23 protein-coding genes and 1 tRNA gene are annotated in these 24,944 nt (G+C 47.0%); 15 read left to right on the top strand and 9 right to left on the bottom strand.

The features are described from left to right. The first annotated feature begins 5 nt into the window (after window positions 1-5). The 6 genes from F8C67_RS05370 to F8C67_RS05345 all read left to right on the top strand — a co-directional run bounded on the left by F8C67_RS05370 (window position 6) and on the right by F8C67_RS05345 (window position 5,561). Entirely contained in the window at window positions 6-971 is a 966-nt protein-coding gene (locus F8C67_RS05370; RefSeq protein WP_151666780.1) for an electron transfer flavoprotein subunit alpha/FixB family protein, read from the top strand. Window positions 972-973: 2 nt separating this feature from the next. Then, window positions 974-1,585: a bifunctional nuclease family protein gene (locus tag F8C67_RS05365; RefSeq protein WP_151666779.1), complete on the top strand. Its 612-nt coding sequence runs from the start codon at window positions 974-976 to the stop codon at window positions 1,583-1,585. Window positions 1,586-1,596: 11 nt separating this feature from the next. Next, window positions 1,597-3,342 (top strand): NupC/NupG family nucleoside CNT transporter, encoded by a 1,746-nt coding sequence (locus F8C67_RS05360; RefSeq protein WP_151666778.1) that lies wholly within the window; start codon window positions 1,597-1,599, stop codon window positions 3,340-3,342. Between the two features lie 77 nt (window positions 3,343-3,419). After that, window positions 3,420-4,301 (top strand): thymidylate synthase, encoded by an 882-nt coding sequence (gene thyA / locus F8C67_RS05355; RefSeq protein WP_151666777.1) that lies wholly within the window; start codon window positions 3,420-3,422, stop codon window positions 4,299-4,301. Continuing rightward, on the top strand, window positions 4,301-5,062 hold the full coding sequence (locus tag F8C67_RS05350) for a hypothetical protein (RefSeq protein ID WP_151666776.1): 762 nt from the start codon (window positions 4,301-4,303) through the stop codon (window positions 5,060-5,062). Before thyA ends, F8C67_RS05350 begins: the two co-directional genes overlap by 1 nt. 4 nt (window positions 5,063-5,066) lie before the next feature. Next, complete coding sequence (locus F8C67_RS05345; RefSeq protein WP_407675833.1) at window positions 5,067-5,561, top strand: dihydrofolate reductase; 495 nt, start codon at window positions 5,067-5,069, stop codon at window positions 5,559-5,561. Between the two features lie 6 nt (window positions 5,562-5,567). Here F8C67_RS05345 and clpX read toward each other — a convergent pair whose 3' ends face one another. The 3 genes from clpX to tig are packed head-to-tail and all read right to left on the bottom strand — an operon-like array spanning window position 5,568 to window position 8,918. Beyond that, complete coding sequence (clpX, locus tag F8C67_RS05340; protein ID WP_151666775.1) at window positions 5,568-6,812, bottom strand: ATP-dependent Clp protease ATP-binding subunit ClpX; 1,245 nt, start codon at window positions 6,810-6,812, stop codon at window positions 5,568-5,570. A 48-nt stretch (window positions 6,813-6,860) separates the two neighbouring features. After that, window positions 6,861-7,535, bottom strand: coding sequence for an ATP-dependent Clp endopeptidase proteolytic subunit ClpP (gene clpP, locus F8C67_RS05335; RefSeq protein WP_151666774.1), 675 nt, complete (start codon window positions 7,533-7,535; stop codon window positions 6,861-6,863). Between the two features lie 33 nt (window positions 7,536-7,568). Further along, the gene (gene tig, locus F8C67_RS05330) at window positions 7,569-8,918 is read right to left on the bottom strand and encodes a trigger factor (RefSeq protein WP_151666773.1); all 1,350 of its coding nucleotides are present in this window, start codon (window positions 8,916-8,918) and stop codon (window positions 7,569-7,571) included. Window positions 8,919-9,093: 175 nt separating this feature from the next. Between tig and F8C67_RS05325 the strand changes: the two genes are divergently transcribed. Continuing rightward, window positions 9,094-10,227: an SPOR domain-containing protein gene (locus F8C67_RS05325; protein WP_151666772.1), complete on the top strand. Its 1,134-nt coding sequence runs from the start codon at window positions 9,094-9,096 to the stop codon at window positions 10,225-10,227. A 76-nt stretch (window positions 10,228-10,303) separates the two neighbouring features. On the opposite strand, the gene F8C67_RS05320 is transcribed toward F8C67_RS05325, so the two are convergent. Next, window positions 10,304-10,672: a DUF3127 domain-containing protein gene (locus F8C67_RS05320; RefSeq protein WP_151666771.1), complete on the bottom strand. Its 369-nt coding sequence runs from the start codon at window positions 10,670-10,672 to the stop codon at window positions 10,304-10,306. A 1-nt stretch (window position 10,673) separates the two neighbouring features. After that, window positions 10,674-11,576, bottom strand: a complete 903-nt coding sequence (locus F8C67_RS05315; protein ID WP_151666770.1) for a flavin reductase family protein — start codon at window positions 11,574-11,576, stop codon at window positions 10,674-10,676. Between the two features lie 105 nt (window positions 11,577-11,681). Between F8C67_RS05315 and F8C67_RS05310 the strand changes: the two genes are divergently transcribed. The 6 genes from F8C67_RS05310 (at window position 11,682) to F8C67_RS05285 (ending at window position 17,042) form a co-directional block, all read left to right on the top strand. Then, a tRNA-Leu gene (locus F8C67_RS05310) sits at window positions 11,682-11,763 on the top strand. Window positions 11,764-11,854: 91 nt separating this feature from the next. Then, window positions 11,855-12,553 carry a hypothetical protein gene (locus F8C67_RS05305; RefSeq protein WP_151666769.1) on the top strand — a complete coding sequence of 233 codons (699 nt, stop codon included), beginning with the start codon at window positions 11,855-11,857 and terminating at the stop codon, window positions 12,551-12,553. Window positions 12,554-12,805: 252 nt separating this feature from the next. Continuing rightward, window positions 12,806-13,927, top strand: a complete 1,122-nt coding sequence (locus F8C67_RS05300) for a T9SS type A sorting domain-containing protein (RefSeq protein WP_151666768.1) — start codon at window positions 12,806-12,808, stop codon at window positions 13,925-13,927. Window positions 13,928-14,040: 113 nt separating this feature from the next. Then, window positions 14,041-14,391 carry a hypothetical protein gene (locus tag F8C67_RS05295; RefSeq protein ID WP_151666767.1) on the top strand — a complete coding sequence of 117 codons (351 nt, stop codon included), beginning with the start codon at window positions 14,041-14,043 and terminating at the stop codon, window positions 14,389-14,391. After that, window positions 14,388-15,584 carry a hypothetical protein gene (locus F8C67_RS05290; RefSeq protein ID WP_151666766.1) on the top strand — a complete coding sequence of 399 codons (1,197 nt, stop codon included), beginning with the start codon at window positions 14,388-14,390 and terminating at the stop codon, window positions 15,582-15,584. Before F8C67_RS05295 ends, F8C67_RS05290 begins: the two co-directional genes overlap by 4 nt. 87 nt (window positions 15,585-15,671) lie before the next feature. After that, window positions 15,672-17,042, top strand: coding sequence for a TIGR00366 family protein (locus F8C67_RS05285; RefSeq protein WP_151666765.1), 1,371 nt, complete (start codon window positions 15,672-15,674; stop codon window positions 17,040-17,042). On the opposite strand, the gene F8C67_RS05280 is transcribed toward F8C67_RS05285, so the two are convergent. The 4 genes from F8C67_RS05280 to F8C67_RS05265 form a co-directional block, all read right to left on the bottom strand. Further along, a complete protein-coding gene (locus tag F8C67_RS05280; protein WP_151666764.1) occupies window positions 17,039-17,644 on the bottom strand; it encodes a DUF6992 family protein in 606 nt (201 codons plus the stop codon). The two genes, F8C67_RS05285 and F8C67_RS05280, sit on opposite strands and share 4 nt — an antisense overlap. Window positions 17,645-17,658: 14 nt before the next feature. Continuing rightward, on the bottom strand, window positions 17,659-18,348 hold the full coding sequence (gene aat / locus F8C67_RS05275; protein WP_151666763.1) for a leucyl/phenylalanyl-tRNA--protein transferase: 690 nt from the start codon (window positions 18,346-18,348) through the stop codon (window positions 17,659-17,661). After that, the gene (locus tag F8C67_RS05270) at window positions 18,345-19,340 is read right to left on the bottom strand and encodes an ABC transporter permease (protein WP_223277517.1); all 996 of its coding nucleotides are present in this window, start codon (window positions 19,338-19,340) and stop codon (window positions 18,345-18,347) included. The genes aat and F8C67_RS05270 overlap by 4 nt, the downstream gene beginning before the upstream one ends. Window positions 19,341-19,411: 71 nt before the next feature. Next, window positions 19,412-21,508: a carboxy terminal-processing peptidase gene (locus F8C67_RS05265; RefSeq protein ID WP_151666761.1), complete on the bottom strand. Its 2,097-nt coding sequence runs from the start codon at window positions 21,506-21,508 to the stop codon at window positions 19,412-19,414. Between the two features lie 217 nt (window positions 21,509-21,725). Between F8C67_RS05265 and F8C67_RS05260 the strand changes: the two genes are divergently transcribed. Both F8C67_RS05260 and F8C67_RS05255 read left to right on the top strand, forming a co-directional pair. After that, the gene (locus F8C67_RS05260; RefSeq protein ID WP_151666760.1) at window positions 21,726-24,080 is read left to right on the top strand and encodes a TonB-dependent receptor; all 2,355 of its coding nucleotides are present in this window, start codon (window positions 21,726-21,728) and stop codon (window positions 24,078-24,080) included. Window positions 24,081-24,082: 2 nt separating this feature from the next. After that, a complete protein-coding gene (locus F8C67_RS05255; RefSeq protein ID WP_151666759.1) occupies window positions 24,083-24,937 on the top strand; it encodes a DUF4249 domain-containing protein in 855 nt (284 codons plus the stop codon). Window positions 24,938-24,944: the final 7 nt, after the last annotated feature.

Raw genomic sequence — 24,944 nt, 5'->3', positions numbered from 1 at the left:
TGGAAATGGCAGTTATTGTATTTGCTGAATCCTGGGAAGGAAAGTTTAAGAAGATTACTCACGAAGCAGTGAGCTACGCGAAGGACGTTGCAAACGCTGAAGGCACTGACGTTATCGCCGTAACCGTTGGAAACATCGACGACGATGCGAGCAGCCTTGGCAAGTTTGGCGCTAGCGAAGTTGTACAAGTTGAAGGCGATGCCTTCGGAAGCTTCAACGCTTCAGTTTGGGCAGATGCGCTAAACGAAGTGGCCGAAGCGAAAGGCGCAAAGCACTTTGTAATTTCCGGCACAAACAACGGACGAATGATCGCTCCAATGTTGAGCGTAAAAGCAGGAGCCGCGTACATCTCGAATGCAATCGAGATCCCGAGTAACTTCTCACCGTTCACCGTTCGCAGAAATGCATTTTCTAATAAGGGCTTGGTAGATTACCAAACCTCTGCAGATAAAGTAATCGTTGGCATCGTTCCAAATGCAATTGGAGTGAAAGAACACGGAGGAGACGCTTCAGTTTCTTCACATTCAAGCTCAGTTGCGGCGAGCGCTAAGAGCGAAGTTCTTGACGTTGACCGCGTGAAAGGAAAGATTCCGCTCCCGGAGGCTGACCTCGTTGTGTCGGCAGGTCGTGGACTAAAAGCTCCTGAAAACTGGAACATGGTAGAAGACTTGGCCGAAGTTCTCGGCGCTGGTACTGCATGTTCAAAGCCTGTAAGCGACATCGGATGGCGTCCTCACAGCGAGCACGTTGGCCAAACGGGCATCCAAATCAACCCTTCATTGTATATCGCCATCGGTATCTCGGGCGCTATTCAGCACCTTGCTGGTGTGAGCGGCTCTAAGACGATTGTTGTGATTAACAATGATCCAGAGGCTCCATTCTTCAAGGCGGCTGACTACGGAATTGTAGGCGACGCTTTCGAAGTTGTACCGCAGTTGACTGAAGCACTTAAGAGCTTCAAAGCCAACTAGGAATGAATAAAATCCCATTGACGATAAAAGGTCTTTCGTACAGCGAAAGACAAACAGGCGCTTATGCACTCATTCTCGCAGAAGAGAACGGAGCGCGTAAGCTGCCTATCGTCATTGGTGGCTTCGAGGCCCAGGCCATAGCCATTGCCCTCGAAAAGATGGTTTCCCCTCCACGTCCACTTACCCATGACCTCTTCAGAGATTTCGCGCAAGTATTCGACATTGGCCTCACAGAAATCATCATTTACAAGATTAAGGACGGAGTGTTTTACGCGAACCTCCACTGCATTAAGGATGGAAAAGAAGAGATTCTCGACGCTCGCCCATCGGATGCCGTGGCACTTGCCATTCGCTTCCAATGTCCTATCTACACCACCGAAGAAGTTCTCCAATCTGCCGGTTTGATTCTAAAGGAAGAAGCCGACGAAGCAGATACCACTTCAACTGCACCGACCGAAGCACCCAAGAGCGAAAAGAAGACCTCAGATTCTGATAATCCACTGAAATCCTCTAGTTTGGCACAGCTAAACGAAATGCTGGATAAGGCTGTAAAGAATGAGGACTATGAACTTGCAGCTCGAATCCGCGACGAAATCGGCCGCCGCGAATCCTAACCTACCCTGCCATGCGATTTAAAATCATCGCACTCATTCTACTTCTTCTCACCACCACCATCTTCGTTGTGGGTGTGTTCGTCACAGAAGAACCTCAAACAGAATCTCAATCGGAATACAGTGCTCCAACCGCAGGCCTGTACTCTTTTCACAGTATATCCAACAAAGCCGACAGCGCTCTGCTTCCTGTAGGCAAGAAGGATTCCATCCTTTTGAGTTCGGATAGCACCTTTGCCTACTTCCTTGCCGCAAAAAACAACCTTTACGCCGAAGGAACTTGGTTTGAATCAAGCGGAACCCTCACGTTCTCGTACACCGCGCCATCCGACACAACACGCTACTACTCCATAGTAGAACAAAGCGATACAGCTCTCATTTTCTCCGAAGGAAACGTCGTATTCTCTTTCCGCCGACCGAAATACAAACCGCCGTTTATTCAGAATAACGAAGTGAACTTTAGCTTCAGCCTCAACCACATCGGCAGAGGAATGATGGGCATGTTCCTCCTAGTAACGGTCGGGTTTATTTTCAGTACAAATCGGAGGAAAATTCGCTGGGGGCAAATCGGCGTTGGACTCCTACTCCAGCTACTAATTGCCTACGGAATACTCCACGTAGAGTGGGTCCAGGATATGTTTGTAGGCGTGAGTAAACTGTTCGTGGAAATCCTCGGATTTACCCGCGAAGGCTCCCTCTTTCTATTCGGATCATTGATTGAAGACGAAGCTTCATTCGGATACATCTTCGCCTTTCAAGTTCTTCCCACGGTTATCTTCTTCTCCGCCCTCACGAGCTTATTCTACTACTATGGAATCCTCCAGAAAGTGGTGTACGTTTTTGCCTGGGTAATGAGAAACACCATGCGTTTGAGCGGGGCCGAAAGCCTTGCTGCAGCCGGAAACATCTTCCTCGGTCAGACCGAAGCGCCGCTCCTCGTTAAGCCCTATATCGCGGGCATGACTAAGAGCGAATTGCTTTGCTTGATGTCAGGCGGTATGGCAACCATTGCCGGTGGTGTACTCGCTGCCTTTATTGGATTCCTCGGAGGAGGAAACGAGGCGCAAGAACTCTACTTTGCGAACCACCTTCTCGCAGCTTCAGTAATGTCGGCACCAGCCGCCATTATTGCTGCTAAACTCCTCGTGCCAGAAACCAAGGAAGTGAATAGGGACATGCACATCAGCAAAGCCACCATAGGCAAAAGCTGGCTAGAGGCTATCGCCAACGGAACTACCGAAGGATTGAAGCTCGCCGTAAACGTTGGTGCAATGCTCCTTGTATTCACGGCTTTCATCTACGGATTTAACGCCATTCTAAGTGACATCATTGGCGAATACACCGGACTCAACGAGTGGGCGGCCTCGGTTTCGGAAGGTCGATACGACAGCTTCTCACTTCAATTCATTTTAGGCTATACGCTCGCTCCATTGACTTGGCTAATGGGCGTTGATGGATCCGATATTTACGTTGTGGGTCAACTTCTGGGCGAGAAGACCATTCTAAATGAATTCTACGCCTACACTTCGATGGCCGACATGCTCAATGAAGGACAATTTATTCACAAAAGGAGTGCGATGATTGCCACCTACATCCTTTGTGGTTTTGCCAATTTTGCGAGTATCGGAATTCAAATCGGCGGCATCGGAGCCCTTGCCCCTAGCCGAAAAAGCGAATTGAGCAAGCTCGGATTACGCGCCCTTCTCGCCGGCACAATGGCCTCTCTTTTCACAGCTGTGCTTGTTGGTATGTTGACCTAATTTCTGGTCGAACAACACACCTCATTTTGTATATTTCATCCCTAAGTTCAATGGTGATTTAAGGGAGAAATTCGATTATGAAGCAGTACCACGACCTCATGAAGCATGTGCTCGAAAATGGCGTTCGCAAAGACGACCGCACGGGCACCGGAACAGTTAGCGTATTTGGTTATCAAATGCGATTCAACCTTCAAGAGGGCTTCCCACTCATCACCACAAAGAAGCTTCACATCAAGTCGATTCTGCACGAGCTCCTTTGGTTCATACAAGGCGATACGAACATTCGCTATTTGGACCAAAACGGTGTACGCATTTGGGATGATTGGCCTTTCGCAAAGTTCGAGAAGTCCGAGGAGTACAAAGGCGAATCCATCAAGGAGTTCGCTCAGCGCGTTGCCGAAGATGAGGCGTTTGCTGAAAAGTGGGGCGACCTTGGTCCCGTTTACGGCTACCAGTGGAGGTCATGGCCTGCGCCAAATGGCGAAACCATCGACCAATTGATGGGCGTAATCAACCAGATTAAGAACAATCCGGATAGTCGTCGCATCATCGTTTCAGCATGGAACCCAGGAATGATTCAAGACATGGCCCTCCCACCGTGCCACGCTTTCTTCCAATTCTATGTAGCTGATGGGAAACTAAGCTGCCAGCTGTACCAACGTAGTGCCGACATCTTCCTAGGTGTTCCGTTCAATATCGCAAGCTATGCGATGCTCACCCACATGATTGCGCAGGTGTGCAATCTAGAAGTAGGTGATTTTGTGCACACATTGGGTGATGCCCACATTTATACCAATCACATCGACCAGGTAAACGAGCAATTGAGCCGTGAGTTCAGAGCGCTTCCTAAACTGGTAGTGAATCCTGATGTAAAGGATATCCTCGACTTCAAGTTTGACGATTTTGCTATCGAAGGATACGATCCACATCCTCACATCAAAGCACAAGTGGCCGTATAATGTCTCGCATCGCTCTCATCGGTTTTTTGATTGCACTTTCCTGTTCGAGCTTCGGACAGGGTGGACACCGATTTACAACCGGATCTTCTCAAACTGTGTACTCCGGATATCCGATTATCAAGGGCTATTCAGATTCTGATACGATTACAGATTTCAGGTCTGCGCTGGATGAATACATTTACGACAGACTTCTCGAAGAAAACAAAGAGTCTGACGTAATCGTCAACGGCCAGTGCCGCTTCCTGATCACGTTTGACACGTCCATCGTGAAATCGGTAGAGATTATTGAATCTAATTCGGATGTCTTTTCGAGTCAGGTCGAAGGGATTCTCTACGCCTTGCCAATTGAGGAGTATACGCATGATATTCTGGCTGTATCCTATACGGTTGATCAGCCCTTGGGATGTTGTGTTCGAGGAAAGCTCAACGTTCGTCCACTGGAAGATTCTCACTCCGCTTCTAAAGCGTTGACGTCCTTCTTTCAAGAGCAGGCTCTCAATGTGCCTGACAGCCTGCGCTGGTTGATAAGAACGGATGAGAACGGCGAAATAAACTGCATCACCTTCTCGCCCAAGTCATACCGAGAGTGGAATGACTTACTTTTGAAGAATCTGGAAGTTATCGAAGCTGCATTGCCTGACGAATCAGGCCAATGGATTGTGAAGTACGACCCTCGCCTGCTTCAATACACACCGCTTCGCGCAGTTCTTCCAAAAGACGAATCGGAACAAAAGGTTCGAGCCAACAAATCAATGGATTGACGACATGATTCTAACCCTCATTGCAGCAATAGACGAACAGAATACGCTTGGAGCGGACAACGACCTCATCTGGAACCTTCCGGATGATATGAAACACTTCGTGCGCTCAACCAAGGGTCACGCTGTAATCATGGGGAGAAAGACCTTCGATTCCATCAACGCAAAACCGCTACCTAAGCGACATAACGTTGTTATTACTCGCAAGGAAGGCTATTCCGCAGAAGGAATTTCTGTTGTCCATTCCATGGAAGAAGCGATTGAGTTGGTCAAAGAAGACGACCAGCCATTCATCGTAGGAGGTGCTCAGATTTATAAGTTGGCGATGCCTTATGCATCCCGACTTGAAATCACGCACATTCACCACACGTTTGGTGGCGGCGATGCCTACTTCCCGGAAATCGATAGGAATGAATGGGAAGTTGTCAACGAGGAGTATCATGCGAAGGATGAGCGACATGCTCAAGACTTCACCATTACTCGATACGAGAGAAAGAAATAAGGGAAATTAGCTAGCTGCTTTGAGCTTTGCACCTCCGAGCTTTGCGTATTGCTTCTCGGCGTAAGCTCTATCCACAATCAACACCTGTCCACCTTCTTCGGTTTCACTTGGCAACTCGAACATTGCGTCGTTGAAGATGGTTTCGCAGATGCCTCTCAATCCACGTGCGCCGAGCTTAGATTCATTTGCCTTTTCCACGATGAAGTCGAGGGCAGAATCTTCAAGCTTCAGTTCAACATTATCAAGCTCAAACAACTTCTCATACTGTTTCATGAGAGCGTTCTTCGGCTCGGTGAGGATTTTGCGCATCGCGTCGGCGTCCAGCGGATTCAAATACGTAAGCACTGGCATACGACCAATAAGCTCTGGGATCAATCCAAAGGTCTTAAGGTCTTGAGGAATGATGTACTTGAGGTACTCATCTTCATTTACGTTCTTTCTATCGCTGCTTGCCTGGAAACCTACAGTAGAAGTGTTGAGGCGATTGGCGATGTGACGCTTGATTCCGTCAAATGCACCACCTGCGATAAATAGAATGTTCTTGGTATCGATCTCAATAAACTTCTGATCCGGGTGCTTGCGTCCACCTTGAGGCGGAACATTCACTTTAGAACCTTCAAGTAGTTTGAGAAGAGCTTGCTGAACCCCTTCACCGCTCACGTCGCGCGTGATAGAAGGATTGTCAGACTTACGAGCGATTTTATCTACTTCATCGATGAACACGATACCGCGCTCAGCAGCTTTCGTATCGTAATTCGCAGCTTGAAGTAGACGGGTAAGAATGCTTTCCACGTCTTCGCCAACGTAGCCCGCTTCGGTAAGAACGGTTGCGTCGACAATAGTAAATGGAACATTCAGCATTTTGGCGATGGTACGGGCAAGGAGAGTTTTCCCCGTGCCCGTTTCACCAACTAATACGATGTTAGATTTCTCGAGCTCTACGTCCTCCTTTTTGGCACCGTTTAGCAGGCGCTTGTAGTGGTTGTAGACAGCGACAGAAAGGACCTTTTTGGCGTCATCCTGTCCAATCACATAATCGTCGAGAAACTTCTTGATCTCTTTCGGCTTCACGAGCTTCAGACCTTCACCGAGATCTTCTGCTTCTTTCGTTTCGAGTTCTTCGGAAACTATGTTGTACGCTTGTAGGATACATTGATCACAGATATGACCATTGATACCAGCGATTAGGATGTTAGTATCCTTTTTATCGCGCCCACAAAACGAACAACTCAAGTTTTCTTTTTCCTTCATATACTCGATTTACGAATTTAGTGAAACCGTGGTATGACCAATTCGATATTATTTTGAAGCCTTCTTAGTAACGAGGACTTCATCAATCATTCCGTACTCTTTCGCCTCTTTGGCAGTCATCCAATAGTCGCGATCGCTATCGCGCTCAACTTCGTCCATTGGCTTACCTGAATGCTTGGAAATGATCTCGTAGAGCTCAGACTTGAGCTTGAGGATTTCCTTTAGGGTAATTTCCATATCGGAAGCTTGACCTTGTGCACCGCCCATAGGCTGGTGAATCATAACGCGAGAATGTGGAAGTGCAGTACGCTTTCCATCTGTTCCAGCGCAAAGGAGAACTGCGGCCATTGAGGCGGCCATACCTGTACAAATTGTAGCTACGTCTGGCGAAACAACCTGCATTGTGTCGTAGATACCAAGCCCAGCGTACACAGATCCACCTGGTGAATTCATGTAGATCTGAATGTCTTTCTTGGCATCAGCTGACTCCAAGAACAACAGCTGTGCTTGAACGATGTTGGCAATTTGGTCATTGATTCCCGTGCCTAGAAAGATGATGCGATCCATCATCAAGCGCGAGAAAACGTCCATTTGCGCAACGTTCAACTGACGTTCTTCAATGATATATGGGGTAAGCGACGCATCGACGTATTGGTCGACGTACATGCTTTGGATCCCCTGGTGCTTCGTAGCGTATTTCTTAAACTCTTTACCGAAATCCATGTGTTTGTTTTACTGATAACGAACGAGTGATTCTCACTTTTGTTCGTTCACCAATTTAACAAATTCATCATACGAAACGGCTTTCTCGTCAAGCTTCAAATTTTCTTTGAAGAAGGCGGTCATTTTTTGGTTGAGGATGCGGTCAGACATACCACGAGACTGCTCTTCATCTTGAATCAAGCTTTGAGCGATAGTTTTCACCTGCTCGTCTTCGATATTCTGCTGTCCGAATTGCGCCATTTGCTGACGCACGTATCCAGCTGCATAATCTTCAAGCTCCTCTTTGTGAACGTGTAGGTGGTTATCTTTCACCAACTTGTTCTCGATGAGCTGCCACTTGAGACCTTTAGAAGTGTTCTCCCATTGGTCTTCTACTTCTTGCTCAGAAAGCTCTTTCTCTCCCGCAGTACGCATCCACTTTTTAAGGAAGGCAACTGGAAGTTCGAAATCGACCTTATCCATAAGCATATCGCTCACAGAGTTGAGGAAGTAGTTGTCCGTTTCTTGAACGTACATCTTCGCCATCTCTTCGCTGAGTTTGGTACGAAGCTCTTCTTCTGAAGTCACAACACCTTCGCCGAACACCTTGTCGAACAACTCCTGGTTCATTTCAGCAGGCTCAATTCGGTAAATGTTTGAAAGGGTGAAACGCACACCATCCATTTTCTTAAGATCGTCAGCTGACACCTCAAGAATACCGGTTACGTTGAAGTCAGCTACGAAATCCTTTGATGGAACGATGTCCATAGAATCGCCGGCTGAAAGCTTCATGGCTTCACCTTGCTTCTTCTTAGTCTTGAGCTCTTTGAAAGCAAAACGTGCTTCTTTGTTGAAACCACCTTCTACGATGTTTCCATCAGCATCAACTTGAGCGAATGTACCGTAGGCGATGTCTTCGAGCTCAGCAGTTTCTGGCTCGCTCATCTTGCCGTAGCGACGAGTAAGTGCTTCAACTTCGTTGTCAACCGCCTTGTCGTCTACCTTAATAGCGTAGTACGGCACTTTTGACTTTTTGTTGATAGGAAGGTCGAACTGAGGAGTGATTCCCAATTCAAACTCAAATTCGATAGGCGCGTTAGCTTCCCAATCGATATCTGTTTTAGTTACAGGCAATGGATTGCCAAGGATGTCGAGTTCTTCTTTCTGAATGTACTCGAAGATGCTGTTCTGAAGAAGCTTGTTAACTTCGTCAATGGTCACAGCGCGACCGTACTGGCGCTTCACCATACCGGCAGGCACTTTACCTGGACGGAATCCTGGGATTTTAGCGTTGCGGCGGTAGTCCTCAAGGATCTGCTTCACTTTGTCCGCGTAATCTTCTGGAGCTACTTCAATAGTTACAACCGCATTTAGGTCGTCAATCTGTCGCTTCGTGATATTCATCTCTCTATTTCGCTTAGCAATTTGATTTTCAAGATAATTACCCTCCGAAAAGGTGCGCAAAGGTACAAATTATAGCCTGAAACTACATGCTCGATAAAAAATGAGCGAAAGGTCTGACATACAATTTCGTAGGACTTGACGCACAATTCCTTATTTTCGTTCGAAACGCACACCTATGAGGAAACAAATATTCGCTCTAATCATGCTGATGGGACTTGGAACTTCAGTAGCATGGGCGCAAAAAGGAGACTGGGCCGTCCACTCCTATATCTCCACCAATCTCATGTTTGGAGATACCGATTTCGACCACCCTACCAAGGGACTTAGTCCGGGTGTTGGCTTCGCGCTTCAATATGGATTGACTGACGATTTACGTCTCTATACGGATGCTTCGCTCGCCTCAATTAATGGGGGCGGCAACGAATACTACTTCGAGCATCAGAATTTAACCGGCATACTCGGGCTTCAGTACGACCTTCTCGGAGCATTCACCAATGAACCATCCAAATTTGCCGTCTTTATTGACGGTGCAATCGGTTGGAGCTACTTTCAATCCATTGCCTACAATACCAACACAAACGAAGTGATTGCGAAGGTGCCAGCTGATGGTGCCTATTCTGCCAGCCCTATGGGATCACTTGGTGGAAGCATAAGCTACGCTATCGCCAATCAAGTTGATGTCGTTCTGGGCTACAAGACCTTTATGATGATTGACAACGATTGGGGCGATGCCCAAAGCGGCGGCGCTGCTGAAAGCGATTACTTCGGTCAAATTTCAATTGGGGTTCGCTATTCCATCAATGGTCATGAGCCAATGGCCAAAGTGCCACAAGGTGACTATGACGATTTGGTGGCTGCGAAGAAAGCTGCAGAACAAGAAGCAGAAGAGGCGCGTCAGGAACTCGAAACAGCTCGTCGCAAGTACGACACCCAAATCGAGGATCTTTACAACATCCTATCGGTGATGAATAACAACATCGACAGTCTTGAGCAGAAGATTACAGTTCTTCGTTCTAAGCCTGAATCGAATAACGAGTACGTTGTTGAGTCACGCGGTGGTCAACCAGTTACCCCAGATGCAACCAACACTAAATGGCGCATTGTAATTGGTAGCTTCCCGAATGCTCAAATGGCTAATGAGTTTGCCGCACAGCGCGTTGTAGAAGGTGGTGAATACGAAGTTGTGTTTATTGCCGACTTGAACACTTACAGAGTTGTGTACAACAGCTACGGAACACTGAACGCTGCCAAGACCGACCTTGAGCGCGTGAAGAGTGTGATCACCAATGCTTGGATTATCCGATTCTAAAAGAGAAACAATTGCATAAAAAATCCCCCTCTTGCCCTGTGGCCTGAGGGGGATTTTTAGTTCGTGTCGATTCAGCTTAGAAAGGCAAATCGTCTTCTTGGTCGTCTGCAGGGAAATCAGCAGCTGTGTAGCTATCCATTGGCGGCTCCTCTTGCGAAGCACCACCACCTGGTTGATCAACATCAATCTTCCAGCCTTGTAGGCTCACGAAATACTTTATGTCTCCCTTAGGGCTTTGCCATTCGCGCCCACGGATGTTGATTGAAGCCGTTACACGCTGTCCTTCCTTGATTGGGTCAAGCAAGCTTGTATTGTCTTGCGTAAACTCAATCAAGATGGTTTGAGGGTAACGATCCTCTGTTGTGATGACCAACTCGCGCTTTTTGAAGCTCGCGCTAATTTGCTGCTCGTCGAATACCTTTTTGACTGTTCCTGTCAATTCCATTCTATGTCCTATTTAATTTGTCCACGAGAAGTGCTTTCCACGCCTTCTCAACTTTTCCTTCTTCCAAGAGCTCCTTTGCGTAATGATGGAGCAGTTCACGTCGCTCAAGTCCATCGGTTGTCTCAGACATGATAGACTGAATACGATGGTGTGTGGAGAACTCTTCAATCTCTGCATCGAGTGGAAGCCTCTCAACATTCCCAAGCTTTCCGAGATCATTCCCTGACAAGATGTAGCTGTCGCGAATTCTCTTAGGAATCTGATCCACACCAATACCCAATGTTGATAGCGGTTTCTCAACTTCGAAGAGTGCATCTCCTGAGGCTCGAACGTACCAATTCTTTCCAAGGCGACCAACCGTATCAATCTTATGTTGGTCAATCTTTCCATCCTCACCGAGAACGGCTTCGTTGATGTGCATTAAGAGCACCTCGCAGATCACCAAGTTTCCGGCTCCGCCATGGTCACCCAGGCTCACCACTTCGCGAACTTTGCACTCCAATTGCACTGGAGATTCAGCAACTCGCGGAGCACTAATCATCTCACTCGGCGCCTCGGTAAACCCAGCCTTAACGAACTCGTTTACTTCGGTTCCATACTCGGTTGACGACAGGCTGGTTTGCTGCACCATGTCGTAGCTCACGATATTGATAACCACTTCGCCCGTCTCCTTGACGTTGGCAAGGGTATCCTTTGTCGTATTGTCTCGCACCCTTCTTGCAGGCGAAAAAATCGCCACGGGAGGGTTTGCACTGAACACGTTGAAAAAGGAATACGGACTGAGATTTACGTTCCCATCTTTGTCAACCGTACTCGCAAGGGCAATTGGTCGAGGAGAAACTGCACTGAGCAAATGACCATGCAACACGCGGGTTTCCACCTCTTTAGGATCTATGCGAAGCATATTCTTGTGGTTTAAGACCCCAAAAATAACAAAGCTGTTGCTGGAAGTTTAAATTTTCATGCGCAAACAATAAGAAAGTATATATATTTGCACCCCCAACGCAATGCGGGCGTGGTGAAATTGGTAGACACGCTAGACTTAGGATCTAGTGCCGCAAGGTGTGAAGGTTCGAGTCCTTTCGCCCGCACAGAAGCCTCTAACAGAAATGTTGGAGGCTTTTTTTATTCCCTTTTTTGTAGCTCGATTCTTGGCTACCTTTCCGAAACGAAGCATCCCTCATGAAATCAGTCGCTGTCCTCTTCGCCTTACTGTTCTCCATACTCGTCCGTGCCGAGTACAATTCCACCATCTTCGAATTTGAACTGAACACAAAAGCTGGAGTGGTAAGCGCATATATCAACACAACAGCCGGAATACCGGAGGATAAGATGGATGAGCCGAGATGGTTGACTTATTACCTGGACCCACGCCCCAACCAGGAATACTTTCACTTTCACAAGGAGCTTGTCGAGTACACACACGTTCCCTGGATGGATACCCTCTATCTTCTCGTCGTTGAGGATTCCATACACATCGATTCAATACAGTCATTTTCAATAGCGAACACAATCGATTGGAGCTATCTGTGGGGCGATCAAATCTTATCGGAAGTGGATGCCGACGATTTGGATTGGTTGTATTCGCCCCCTACGCGAACTGCCACTCTATCTGCCGAACTCTGTGAATATTCCATTCAATCTCATGCAAGTAATGAGGGAATCGAGAATTTCTGGACTGAATTTGAAAAACTATCTGCTCTCTACGACTCCAAGTATGAGCGCTTACATCAAAAGATGGTTGAAGCCGATCATTCTCAAACCGATGCGATTAATCGAGAGATGCAGAGGTTGGAGGAACAGACTTCGGTTCACCTAGAGATCTTGTTGTCTGAATACATCGGACTCAAGATTGTGGTCATCACTTTCTGCTCTTGTTAAAAGAAAAAAGGCGCCTGACAGGGCGCCTTTTCCATCCCGCATAAGCGGGACTACAGAACGGTTGAAGACAATGCTACGAAGCTATGCGGAGGACGTAAGGGCAACGTTAACACAGTGTCAATAAAACCTGTATAATCGCTTCTCAATGTGAACTTTACAATTCGTCATTGTTAAGCGCCAGGAAGAGCACTAACCTCAACAGCCTGACTTTCGTTAACTTAGAGTCAACCTTCAACTCTAATCAACCTCAACATGAAAGTTCTAGTGCTTTTCATTTTTAGTTGTGCCGGAATTACACTCACGGCCCAGTCTGGCGGAATCTACATTAGTGACGCCGGCAACTTCAACAACCCTCCTTGGCAAATACTTCGGGTCGACGATGATGGTCAGAATCCCACCGTTTTTATCGACGAGTTTCTCAATTGGCCTCAGGACATCCTCTTTTTGGAAGACCGAAACCAAGTTCTCATTTCAAACTTAGGTAGCGGTTGCATAAATATTCACGATGCTTTGACGGGTGACTTCATTCAATCGTTTGCCTGCGGAATTAGCGGTCCGACAAGAACGAAGATTGGTCCAGATAGCCTACTCTATGTACTTCAATGGAGTGGTACAGGCAAGGTGAAACGCTACGACCTCAACGGGAATTTCGTCGACGACTTTACCCAAACTGGGGTGAACCAAAGTATTGGATTAGACTGGGATATACATGGAAACCTCTATGTGTCTTCCTACAATGGAGACAAGGTTGAGCAATTCGACACCGCCGGTGTGAGTCAGGGGAACTTCGTAAGCTCAAACCTCCAAGGTCCAACAAACATTTGGTTTGATACTAATGGAGACTTACTCGTGGTAGATTACGACGGCACGGCGGTGAAGCGATTTGATTCTACCGGTGCCTTTGTGGGAAATTTTATCACAGGAATTTTCCATGCAGAAGGGGTCGACTCGCTGCCTAATGGCAATATTCTGTTAGGAAATGGATCCACAAATGCGGTGAAGATGTACCAATCTGATGGCACCTTTATCAGCGACATAGTGCCTTCGGGAACGGCCAATCTCATCACGCCAAACGCAGTGGTGTTTAGGGATGAAACGAATATCTCATGGGCGGAGCCTGAAGTTAAATTCGGATTTGCGGTTGTTGTGCCACAGCCGGAGAGAAATCAAATTCGGCTACTCGGCGATATTCAACAGAAGGCTGACTCACTATCCATACATGACATGAACGGCCAAGTCATTCTAAAAATGGCGTATCCAGAGAGCACGAATATCGTTAAGTTCAATTCAGCTTCTAACGGAACCTACTTCATGACCTTCGAGCTTTCGAACGGAAACACGACAACCGAGTCCTTCACGTGGGTTGTTGAATAGTTGCGATTCAAAAAGGGTAATTCTACCTAGACAAATACGTAAAAATACCCTACCGCACTGTTTCACAGCTTCTTACATTACGGAATCTATTTGCCAACCTAAATTATTCCGTCATGATAGATAAGGTATTTCAATACTCGGTAGTCGCTCGAGATGAAGAGAATACTATCTCCGTCCTCATCCCTTGGCACTTTGGAGATATCAACGTCTTGTGGGGAGAAATATCACCCACTCCATTACCCCTCGATAACAAGACAGAATGGAAAGGCAACTTGGGAAGAGCTGAACACCTCAAGGGTAAGACACTAAAACTTCTTGTAGCCATCAAGGAGTTCGACAAAAAGGAAGCTAAGATCATCACAAAGTGGAATGATGAAGAAATCACTCCGGCACATCAGTCGAATAACTTCCCTATATCTGAGGCACAGACCATTACTGTAAAACTTGTAATTGACATCAAATGAAAAAGCTCTACCTAGTGCTTTTAATGACGATGTCAACCGTCATGGCACTCGCACAGTCAAATTCAAACGTCACACTACCTTCAAATCCAGGCATGTCGATTATTGGAGTGCAGACATCTGAATTCAGTGAACCAGGCAATTACGCTGGAATCTACGCAAACCTGATTTCACCCATCATTGCTAACAATGGAACAGTACCCTCCGATCTTGCTATTGAATTATCGCCCTACTACATTTCTAACCCTATCTATCAGATAGATGAAATTGACCACACGAACTTTTACCGCGATTTAAAAATATCAATAGCCTCAACACAAGTCACCAACGACAGTCTCGGAAACTTTTCAAGAATGGGTATTGGTTTTCAAACCTATTTATACGGAGGGTCTATTACGGAGAAATATCACAATGAGATTATTCCTGTAGGAGCTAAAAACAACCTAAAAGCGATGATTACAGATTTGGAGTCTATGCTAGACGCTGGAAAAGACAGCATCTCGAGTGAGTACCGCGCGATGGCCGAACAACAATACTATGGCAGTTTTCGCGAGGACATAAGAAGCGAGGTCCAAAAACTGATGGCCGGACCAACCTCTGACGCCTTAACTCGACTCAAAGAAATCCTTCCTGAAATTGAGGTTCCTACAACTCCAACCTCGCTGAACGCCGCACGAAGGAACGGCTCATTCCTTCAACTCGCAGGGGCGTTCAGTTTAGATTTCCCGGAGAATTCGTTTAGCTATTCAAACGTAGAGCGCTGGGGAATATGGCTAGATTATACGCATCAGTGGATTGACAAAAGTGAATCCAAATACGCTTTGTCCTTCATCACTAGGGTTTCGAATTACTCTTTTGACCCTACAGTGCTTCTCGCGAACAATCCATTGTTCTTTGACGCAGGCATTGGAATCTATTTTGATATTCCTTCACAGAGGCTTCTCATAAAAGGGGAATATGTGGGTAAGCTAGGGCTATCTGAAATTCAATTAAACGAAGACGGATCTGGCGGAACATTTTCGAGCTCGACTGAATCTAAATGGAGCTTCTCAATTGGATATAAGCTGCCCGACGATAACACGGTTCTTAGCTTTTCCCTTTCCGACGTGAACGCAAATGCCGATTACGTTCAGAATCAAGCTACCCAATTTCTACTCGGTCTTTCTACAGCTCTGGTCACCCAAAAACCTGAATAACCACACGAGCCCTTTCAAAATTTGGAAGGGCTCGTATTTTTATCATTAAGTTGCATCGGAATAGCTGATATTTCAAAGCCACACTTAATGTCCTCCTTCACCCAGAAGTTCGAACTCACTTTTCGCCGACTACTCCCCAGTCCGCTAGCCATAGCCTTTATACTTACCGCCGTGGCCTATGTGACTGCCTATTTTGTCACCAAACCAAGCGAAGCCACAACATTTACGTATTTGGGTGATCTAGCATTAATGTGGAAGGACGGCCTCTGGCAAAGCGGCCTTCTCGCCTTCACTATTCAAATGATGCTGATTTTGGTTCTAGGCCACATCCTCGCGCTTAGCCCAATCGCCACAAAGCTGATAAACTCCGTCGTTTCAAAAATTGCTAACGGTACTCAAGCCACTGTAGTTGTTGGAATTCTCACGATGATGGTTGGACTTTTCAACTGGGGTCTCGGACTCATCTTCGGCGCAATCCTAGCTCGGAAGGTCGCGGAATCTGCCCATCACAGAAAAATGCCTATCTCCTATCCTCTTATTGGGGCAGCGGGGTACGCAGGGATGATGGTGTGGCATGGTGGCATTTCTGGAAGTGCACCGCTTAAGGCCAATCAAGCTGGACATCTCGCCGAGCTGACCGGTCAATCGAATGTCCCCACGCAAGTACTCCTAGATCAAACAACCTTTAGCTCAATGAATGCCTTCGCATCTGTAGCCATTCTGCTTGCAGTGGGTATAACGCTTTGGGTATTGAGTAAATACGTCTCTAATTCGATCCCCCCATCATTTTCGCGAAATGTGACTATGGAGAATGAAGAACCTGAAACGATTGGTGCAGAGCATATTGACAAAAGCACTTGGGTGGGAACTGGCCTAGGAGTCCTTTTCCTTCTTCTTGCGATTTACAGCGCAGCAAGGTCCACAAACATCTTGGGCATTATCACTCCTGATTACATAAACTTCCTACTACTTGGATTAGCCTTTGCGGCGCATCGTTCGCTCAAAAGTTTCTCCAAAGCACTCGATGAAGCCATTAGCGGCTCTGCGGGAATCTTAATTCAATTTCCGCTCTATTTCGGGATATTGGGATTGGTGAGAGACTCTGGGCTAGTGAGCATCGTAGCGTCAAGTCTCATTAAGAATAGCACCGCCACAAGCTTCCCATTCACCACACTTTTGTCCTCTGGAATCATAAACATCTTTGTTCCAAGTGGAGGCGGACAATGGGCTATTCAAGGGCCGCTTTTGGTGGAGGCTTCACAGTCCTTAAATGTGCCCCTAGGAAAAAGCATCATGGCCATGGCATACGGCGATCAACTCACAAATATGCTTCAGCCTTTCTGGGCTCTACCTCTATTGGGAATCACAAAACTAAAAGCCAGAGACATTTTGCCATACACGCTCATTTTAATGGGTGTGGGCGTACTCGTTTACAGCGTAACACTAGCCGTTTTCTAATCTAGATTGAAAGAGACGTAGAATCCTGCTGGGGATACATTCATTGCCGCAACATTCTCTTCAAACCAGTCCGATCGATGATTGGCCTGAACGGCATAAAAGCTCACATCAAACACAAACAAGAAGGCACCTTGAAGAACAATAGAGCGACCAAAGCCCTTCCATCGTTCCGCATTCGCACTAGCAGTTTTTGATTTCTCAATCATCCAAGCGCCTCCCGCCATGTAGGCAACGTCGAGCCCAGCATTCAATAGGAGAATGGTTTCGATGGAATGCTGTTCATTAAGTGTCTCTACCAAGCTCAATCCAGCTGCATCGCCCAGCGCGCCGTAGTATCCCGCGCCGGCTATGCCGAGATTAACGATATTCCAATACACGTTCATCTGGTGGAAGTACTTGTCCTCCCCCGTTGTTCGGCCCGCAGCAATACCACTTACTGCCATGTTTCCAACTGCCCAAGATCCGAGAACAAGCATACCGTTTCGGGTCATTTGCATCCTGTCGGCATTAAACTCATCGAAATTGGCCGATTGCGCCAAGAGTTGTTGAGCGGTCAACATGAAAACCGCAAGCAGTAAGAGATGGATGTATTTGAACTTCATGATATTGCAACAAGTTACAACTCCTCTAGTTCTGTCCAATTTGGGATTTCCACATTCTGGGCCCTTTTCATTTGTAGGATGAACTCACTTCGAGAAATCAGCTCAGCACCAAAACGCTTCAAATGTTCGGTCTCCATTTGGCAGTCGATTAATTGAATGCCTTGAGTTTCCATCCAGTTCACACCCCTGATGAAAGCGTACTTCGAGGCGTTTGGCAGTTCAGCAAACATAGATTCTCCATAGAACATGGCTCCAATTCGGACCCCATAAAACCCACCCACAAGGCGTTCGCCTTTCCAAGCTTCGAAGCTGTGCACGAAGCCCAATTTGTGCCATGCTGTATACGCTTGCACAATCTCATCTATAATCCACGTGCCATCTTGATCTGGTCTTTCGACCTCAGCACACTTTCGGATGACCGCTTCAAAAACTGTATTCATGGAAACACGAAACTCCTTTTTATTCAATAAGGGGCGCATGCTTTTTTGAACTTTGAGCTTGGAGGGATACAACACCATTCGAGGGTCCGGACACCACCACATGACGGGCATGTCTTCGCTATACCACGGAAACACTCCCTTCGAATACGCCTCGTAAAGTCTAGAGGGGGTAAGCTCACCTCCTATGGCCAACATGCCTTCGTCATCTGCAGCTTCTACGGGAGGAAGTGGTTGCGATTCAGATTTAAGAATCACCCAATTCATGAGGCCCGAACGTCGAGTGCATCGCGTAGGGTGTTGCCCAAGGTCATAAAGCTGAGCACGAGTAGCATAATACAAAGGCCTGGCAAGAGCGAAAGATGCGCTTCTCCAGTGATGATATAGGCGTAGTGATCTCGGATAATCCCGCCCCACGACGGAATTGGAGGTTGTGCCCCAATACCTAGAAATGACAATCCGCTTTCCATGAGAATGGCCGAAGCAAAGTTTGCAGCACTGATAACAATCACAGGGGCGAGGGCATTTGGTAGAACGTGTTTAGCAATAATCCGGGTGGATGAATAACCCAAGACTTTCGCGGCTTCAACGTATTCCATTTGTCGGATTCCCATCACCTGCCCCCTTACCACACGTGCGACCTCCACCCACATGGTAAGTCCGACCGCAACAAACACTTGCCAAAAACCCTTGCCAAGAACAAAGGTGAGCGCAATTACCATGAGCAACGTGGGCACCGACCAAACGACATTTACGAGCCACATGACGGACTTGTCTATCCAGCCGCCATAATACCCAGCTAGTGCCCCGAGTGGAATGCCTATGAGGAGGGAAATTAAAACGGAAATAAAGCCTACCGCAATGGAAACACGTCCCCCAAGAATCAACCTTGAAAGTAAATCGCGACCATACTTGTCGGTTCCTAGCCAATATGTTCGATCGACAACCTCATACGTTTCGTTTTCTGCCAGCTGAATGGATTCCCAATCCTCTGAAATCACACCCACGCCAAGGTATTCTTTGTAGTCTATTTGCTTCTCTGATGGTCGAAGCTCCTCAATAAGATACTCTCTGGTTCTCGTAGGATCCCCGAAAAACCAGCGTTCGAAGAAGCCGGTGGAGACGTTCATGGTGGGATCGGTGATTCGCAGAACTTTCATCTCCGTCCCCATAGGAGCATTGGCTAAGGCCAGATGCATTGTGTTAGCGGAAGGGCTTGGGTCTGGAACGATGAGGTAGCCAAGGGTTGACACCAGCATGAACAAACCGATGAGCGCAATAGAAAAGCGCCCAAGGGGGTGTTTCCACACTCGGCTTAGGCGCTCATTTCTCATTGCATGTCGTGCATGACGTAGCTAGCTTCACGCAAATATAGATCGTGACTCAAACCACGGTACCATCTCTTGTATTCTTCTTCTTTGGCTGAATCGCTCTCAAACATCGTGAGATGACTCGGAAGAGGATAGATGTATAGGCTGTCTTCTACTCGGGTGAGTTTATCCCACTGTTTGGCCTCTTCATCTCTTCGCTCCTCATCAGCTTGATAGGTTTCCCAGTTCAAATTGAATACGGTTTCGTCTTGTTGGTCTTCAAGCCACTTGGCATACGCTTCAATTCGAGCAAACTTTGCGGATGTATCTACGCGCATTTTAGAATTCTCTCTTGCCGTATTCCATACCGATTCATCGTATTGCGGAACTCTTTCGTAACGGGTCGAAGCAATTTCATCTACTTCGAGTGCGGTAGGATACTCTTTCTCGCCCCAAGCGATGTATTTGTAAGCATACGGAAGAACCACATCAGGCTCCACGCCTTGAAGTTGAGTAGTATGTCCATTGATTCTATAGAACTTCTGAGTCGTAACCTTAATGGCACCTAGAGGCTTTTGATCAGCAAAACGACTTCCAACTACGCGATCGAGTTCGAATACATTCTGTACCGTTCCTTTTCCGTGGGTGCTTTGTGGTCCGATTACCACTCCCCTGCCGTAATCCTGAATCGCTGCAGCTACAATTTCACTGGCTGAAGCTGAACCTTCGTTCACCATCACAACGAGTGGACCGTCATATGTACTTCCACTGTTGTAATCCGAATAAGTTTGGGCTCCATCGCGGCGGTTCTTCACTTGAACGACTGGTCCGCGGTCGATGAACAAGCCAACGATATCTATGGCCGCTTGCAACGAGCCACCCCCGTTATTTCTGAGGTCGAAAATGATTCCATCGACATCCTGCGCCTTGAGTTTTTCGATTTCGGCTTTCACGTCATCAGCACAGTTGCGGTTCTCACTGTCATAGAAATTGACGTAGAACTTTGGCAAGCGGATATATCCGATTTTCTCTTCCTCGCCAATTACAACGCTTCTAGCGAAAGTCGCTTCGAGTTCAACGATATCTCGTTCGATGGCAATTTCCATTGTATTGCCGTCCTTCTTCTTCACGGTAAGAGTAACTACGGTCCCTTTCGGTCCGCGAACCATATCAACCACCTTATTGATACTCATCCCCACTACATCGATAGCTTCTTCGCCTTCTTGCGCAACTCTCATGATCTTGTCGCCCTCCTCAAGATCGCCTTGTCTCCATGAAGCACTACCTGTAACAATAGATTCTACGGTAACATACTCGCCACGCACACGCAATTGTGCGCCGATACCCTCAAGCTGACCAGTCATTTGAATTTCAAAATTCTCTTGCTGACGAGGGGGGTAGTACTCGGTGTGTGGGTCGAATTGAAGTGAAAATGCGTTCAAGTAGGCACCGAACCACTCCATGCGCTGCATGTCGTTTAGGTTGTTGAACCATTCGTTGTGCACCTCAAGCTCGCGTTCACGGGCCTTTGTCTCAGACGCGTCGAAATCAAACGGCTCTTCCTCTGTGGCATCCAGCTTATCGGTGTAAATCCTGCTGAGGATACGAAGCTTGAGCTGACGTCTCCAACGGTCTTTTAGTTCAGACTCATCAGCCGCCCAGTCATCTGCTTCGAAATCGGTGTCATATGTTTCATCAATTGTGAAATCGAAGGGACTAGCTAGGAGTTCCTTATAATACCCTTCAGCCTCCGCAAATCTCTTCTTCATAAGGGTATAAGCCTCGTCGAAGAAGGCCGAACTACCCGCTCTAAACTGATCGTCGAGTTCTGTTTTATGGGTAGCCAGTGATTCCACATCCGCTTCGATAAAAAAGCGTTTCCCAGCATCCACATTATCGAGGAATGAGATAAACACCTCTTCCGAAAGGTTGTCGTCGATATCTTTTGGTTCGAAATGCGAATTAACGAGCGCGTCGTTTACGATTTGCATCACGAGTTGGTCTTTCGTCTGACCCGAGCCCAACAGGCTAAAACCGAGGGCGGTAAGCAATACTGCTCCCCCTGCGATTGTAATACCCGTACGAATGGCTCCTTTCTTCATTGTTTCCAAATTCATAGTGCCGTGAAGGTAATATTTATATGCGCTACTACCGAAAAATAAAGGGTTCAGTGAGGTAAAAGCGCAATTTTTGGCAATTCGTAAAATAACGCAAGAACACAATCGTTTGTTGAGCGTTTATAGCCAATATCTGGTTAAAGTGATTGCTACTTACACTGACGCCGATTTATAACATTTTACTGCATCTTTGTGGTAAACAACAACCAACACAAAAATGAATCGACTAGCCAGCCTGTCGATTGCACTCTTTTCTAGCACATTAGCTTTTTCTCAAAGCGATGTTTCCGTCAGCGGAACCATTACCGATGCCACCACAGGTGAAAGCATCATCGGAGCCAGTGTGAGAGATCTCGACGGAGAAGGTGCAGCAGCTTCAAATCCCTATGGCTTTTATTCCCTCAAAATCGGCCCAGGTTCACACCGCATTGTGGTTTCATACCTCGGATTTAGAAATGACACGCTTCTAGTAAGAAGTGGTGATGTCGATATTCAACACAACTTCAGGCTGATTCCTTCAGCGAAGCAAATTGATGAAGTAGTGGTGACCGAAACGAGGGACAACGACAACATCACCAATACGGAGATGTCGGTAACCACCCTATCATCTAAGGAGATTCAGAAAATCCCTCAGCTACTTGGAGAAACTGATGTAATCCGTTCACTTACGCTTTTGCCGGGAGTTACAACGGTCGGCGAAGGTGCTAGCGGGTTTAACGTCCGCGGTGGTAACGTGGATCAAAACCTAATTCTCCTCGACGAGGCGCCTGTATTCAACAGCTCTCACCTCTTCGGATTCTTCAGTGTTTTCAACGCAGATGCCGTTAAAGATGTGAAGCTTTACAAAGGGGGCATACCATCGGTTTATGGTGGGCGGCTAAGCTCAGTTTTGGACGTTCGCCAGAAAGAAGGGAACAATCAAGAGTTCGCCGGAAACGGAGGCATTGGTCTTCTTTCAAGCCGGCTCACCCTCGAAGGTCCAATCATCAAGGATAAAATGTCCTTCATGGTAGCGGGACGAAGATCCTATCTGGACATCTTCCTTCCACTCTCGCCCAACGAAGACATCGCTAGCACGAAGCTGTACTTCTACGATCTAAACGCCAAGATCAACTACAAGATTAACGACCGCAACCGTGTTTTCCTTTCGGCCTATTACGGTCGCGATGTACTTGGCTTCAGCGAACTATTTGACTTTGGATGGGGTAATCTCACCACCACGGCGCGCTGGAATTATATCGTAAGCGACGACTTCTTCATGAATGTCACCGGTGTTTATTCGGATTACACGTACAACATCGGCACGCCAGAAGACCAGGCCACATCTTTTAACCTAGATAGCCGGATCCGAAACTACATCGGCAACATGAACTTTACATGGTATGCCAACAACAACCACACGGTTGACTTCGGCATCAACACCACCACGTATGTTTTCTACCCTGGTGAGATTACGGGAATCGTTGAAACGAGTCTCCAAAATGAACAAGCTTTTGAAGCAGCTGCCTTTATAGCCGATGAGTGGAAGATCAACGAATTTTTCACGATATCAGCCGGACTTCGATACTCGGGTATGGTTAACTACGGTCCGCGTACCGTACTCGACTATGAAGATGGCGCTCCCATCCTAAATGACAGCACGGTTGTAGGTTCTACTACGTACGACAACAATGAGGTTATCGCCTCATACTTTGACATTAACGGCTTTGAGCCGAGGTTAGCCGTGAATTACACGATTGATGAAACCCAATCGTTAAAGTTGAGCTACAACCGAACACGACAATACATCCATTTGATTTCGAATACCACCAGCCCTACTCCGGTAGATGTGTGGCGCCCTTCTGGAAAGTATATTGAGCCCGCTATGGCCGACCAGGTTGCGATTGGATACTTCAGAAACTTGATGGACAACAAAATCAAATTTAGCGTTGAGGCCTACTACAAGCAGTTCTACAACCTTGTAGATTATAAGGATGGCGCAGATTTGATCTTCCAAGACAACATTGAAAAGGAACTTCTATTTGGCGATGGCCGCGCATATGGTCTAGAGTTCATGATTGAAAAGAAGTCGGGTTGGTTAACCGGTTGGGTGAGTTACACCCTTGCGCGCACGGAGAGAAAGGTAGAAGGTGAGTTCCGCGCAACTAGAATTAATGGTGGCGACTGGTACCCGGCAAACTTTGATAAGCCGCACGACCTGTCCATCGTTCTGAATGCACAGCTATCCGACAAATGGGACATCGGTTTGAACTTCGCGTATCAAACAGGCCGACCAGTCACTTATCCAGATGCACTTAGCGAATACCAAGGAATATTCTATCCAGTATACAGCAACAGAAATGGCGCGCGTATTCCAGATTACCACCGTTTAGACTTGAGCGCCACCTACGTACTTGAAAGCACTAAGTATTGGGAACAGAGCCTTTCCTTCGGGATTTACAATGTGTACGGCAGAAACAACCCGTACAGTATCTTCTTTAGGCAAGATGTTGAAACGGCTCAACCGCAAGCCGTACAGCTCAGTATTTTTGCGGCCCCAATTCCATTCATCACTTACAACTTCAGCTTCTAATCATGAAAAAGGTACTCCTACTTATAGCAGTTGCATTCGGGCTGATTTCTTGTGAAGAAGTTATTCAGCTTGACATTCCAGATACTCCACCGAGGTTAATCGTAAACGGTCGAGTTACCGACACCCTCCCTGTAGAGGCCCAAGTTTTCGCAACGGCACCCTACTTCGCGGGTGAGGTTCCCGGGGTTTCTGACGTATCCATCATCTTGTTTGAGAATGGCACCCGTGTTGACTCTTTGATTGAATCTGACACCGCTGCCGGCTATTACTACGGAAGCCACGTGGGTAGCTTGGGAAGTGTGTACCATTTGAGCATAGAGGTATTCGACGGTAATGAATACTTTGACGCAGGCGAATGGGTTTCTCGAGATGAAGAGATCAAGCGATGTCCTCCGATAGACTCATTTTTCTCTGAATACCGAGAATCGGCGCCTTTCCAGGAAGAAGGATACTACGTAGCCGCTCACTTTACAGAACCGGCTGGTGTGGGTGATAACTACCGACTTCGCGCTTGGCGAAATGACTCGATTCAAAATACCCCATTCGATCTTCAATTTTTTGAGGATGAGTTTAGCGATGGACTTTCCTTCGGCACACCTCCGGTACCTGCTCTTACGGTAGATGGACCAAAACCGGTGGGCACCACTTACAAAATTGAGCTAGGAAGTATAACGAGAGATTACTTCGACTTCTTGGCAATTTTGCAGCAACAAACTGTGCAGGTAGGTAGTCCATTCGACCCTCCACCGGCAGCTGTGGTTGGAAACATTTTTAGAAAAGGTGACCCTGAAGACTTTGCGCTAGGCTTTTTCAATGCATCCACTTTACAATATGCGGAGGCGGTGATTGTCGAATAACCGTACA

Source organism: Phaeocystidibacter luteus, assembly GCF_008933115.1.
In the GTDB taxonomy this organism is placed as follows: Bacteria; Bacteroidota; Bacteroidia; order Flavobacteriales; family Schleiferiaceae; genus Phaeocystidibacter; species Phaeocystidibacter luteus.
The sequence above is the reverse complement of the archived record's forward strand: the minus strand, read 5'-3'. Positions and strand labels throughout refer to the sequence as shown.

Coding starts and splice junctions, on each gene's coding strand:
- F8C67_RS05280 (WP_151666764.1), bottom strand. CDS start 17,644: ATGAAGTTCAAATACATCCATCTCTTACTGCTTGCGGTTTTCATGTTG.
- thyA (WP_151666777.1), top strand. CDS start 3,420: ATGAAGCAGTACCACGACCTCATGAAGCATGTGCTCGAAAATGGCGTT.
- F8C67_RS05365 (WP_151666779.1), top strand. CDS start 974: ATGAATAAAATCCCATTGACGATAAAAGGTCTTTCGTACAGCGAAAGA.
- clpX (WP_151666775.1), bottom strand. CDS start 6,812: ATGAAGGAAAAAGAAAACTTGAGTTGTTCGTTTTGTGGGCGCGATAAA.
- aat (WP_151666763.1), bottom strand. CDS start 18,348: ATGAATTGGGTGATTCTTAAATCTGAATCGCAACCACTTCCTCCCGTA.
- F8C67_RS05295 (WP_151666767.1), top strand. CDS start 14,041: ATGATAGATAAGGTATTTCAATACTCGGTAGTCGCTCGAGATGAAGAG.
- F8C67_RS05320 (WP_151666771.1), bottom strand. CDS start 10,672: ATGGAATTGACAGGAACAGTCAAAAAGGTATTCGACGAGCAGCAAATT.
- F8C67_RS05300 (WP_151666768.1), top strand. CDS start 12,806: ATGAAAGTTCTAGTGCTTTTCATTTTTAGTTGTGCCGGAATTACACTC.
- F8C67_RS05345 (WP_407675833.1), top strand. CDS start 5,067: ATGATTCTAACCCTCATTGCAGCAATAGACGAACAGAATACGCTTGGA.
- F8C67_RS05350 (WP_151666776.1), top strand. CDS start 4,301: ATGTCTCGCATCGCTCTCATCGGTTTTTTGATTGCACTTTCCTGTTCG.
- clpP (WP_151666774.1), bottom strand. CDS start 7,535: ATGGATTTCGGTAAAGAGTTTAAGAAATACGCTACGAAGCACCAGGGG.
- tig (WP_151666773.1), bottom strand. CDS start 8,918: ATGAATATCACGAAGCGACAGATTGACGACCTAAATGCGGTTGTAACT.
- F8C67_RS05325 (WP_151666772.1), top strand. CDS start 9,094: ATGAGGAAACAAATATTCGCTCTAATCATGCTGATGGGACTTGGAACT.
- F8C67_RS05315 (WP_151666770.1), bottom strand. CDS start 11,576: ATGCTTCGCATAGATCCTAAAGAGGTGGAAACCCGCGTGTTGCATGGT.
- F8C67_RS05290 (WP_151666766.1), top strand. CDS start 14,388: ATGAAAAAGCTCTACCTAGTGCTTTTAATGACGATGTCAACCGTCATG.
- F8C67_RS05305 (WP_151666769.1), top strand. CDS start 11,855: ATGAAATCAGTCGCTGTCCTCTTCGCCTTACTGTTCTCCATACTCGTC.
- F8C67_RS05265 (WP_151666761.1), bottom strand. CDS start 21,508: ATGAATTTGGAAACAATGAAGAAAGGAGCCATTCGTACGGGTATTACA.
- F8C67_RS05285 (WP_151666765.1), top strand. CDS start 15,672: ATGTCCTCCTTCACCCAGAAGTTCGAACTCACTTTTCGCCGACTACTC.
- F8C67_RS05270 (WP_223277517.1), bottom strand. CDS start 19,340: ATGCTGGTGTCAACCCTTGGCTACCTCATCGTTCCAGACCCAAGCCCT.
- F8C67_RS05360 (WP_151666778.1), top strand. CDS start 1,597: ATGCGATTTAAAATCATCGCACTCATTCTACTTCTTCTCACCACCACC.
- F8C67_RS05370 (WP_151666780.1), top strand. CDS start 6: ATGGCAGTTATTGTATTTGCTGAATCCTGGGAAGGAAAGTTTAAGAAG.
- F8C67_RS05255 (WP_151666759.1), top strand. CDS start 24,083: ATGAAAAAGGTACTCCTACTTATAGCAGTTGCATTCGGGCTGATTTCT.
- F8C67_RS05260 (WP_151666760.1), top strand. CDS start 21,726: ATGAATCGACTAGCCAGCCTGTCGATTGCACTCTTTTCTAGCACATTA.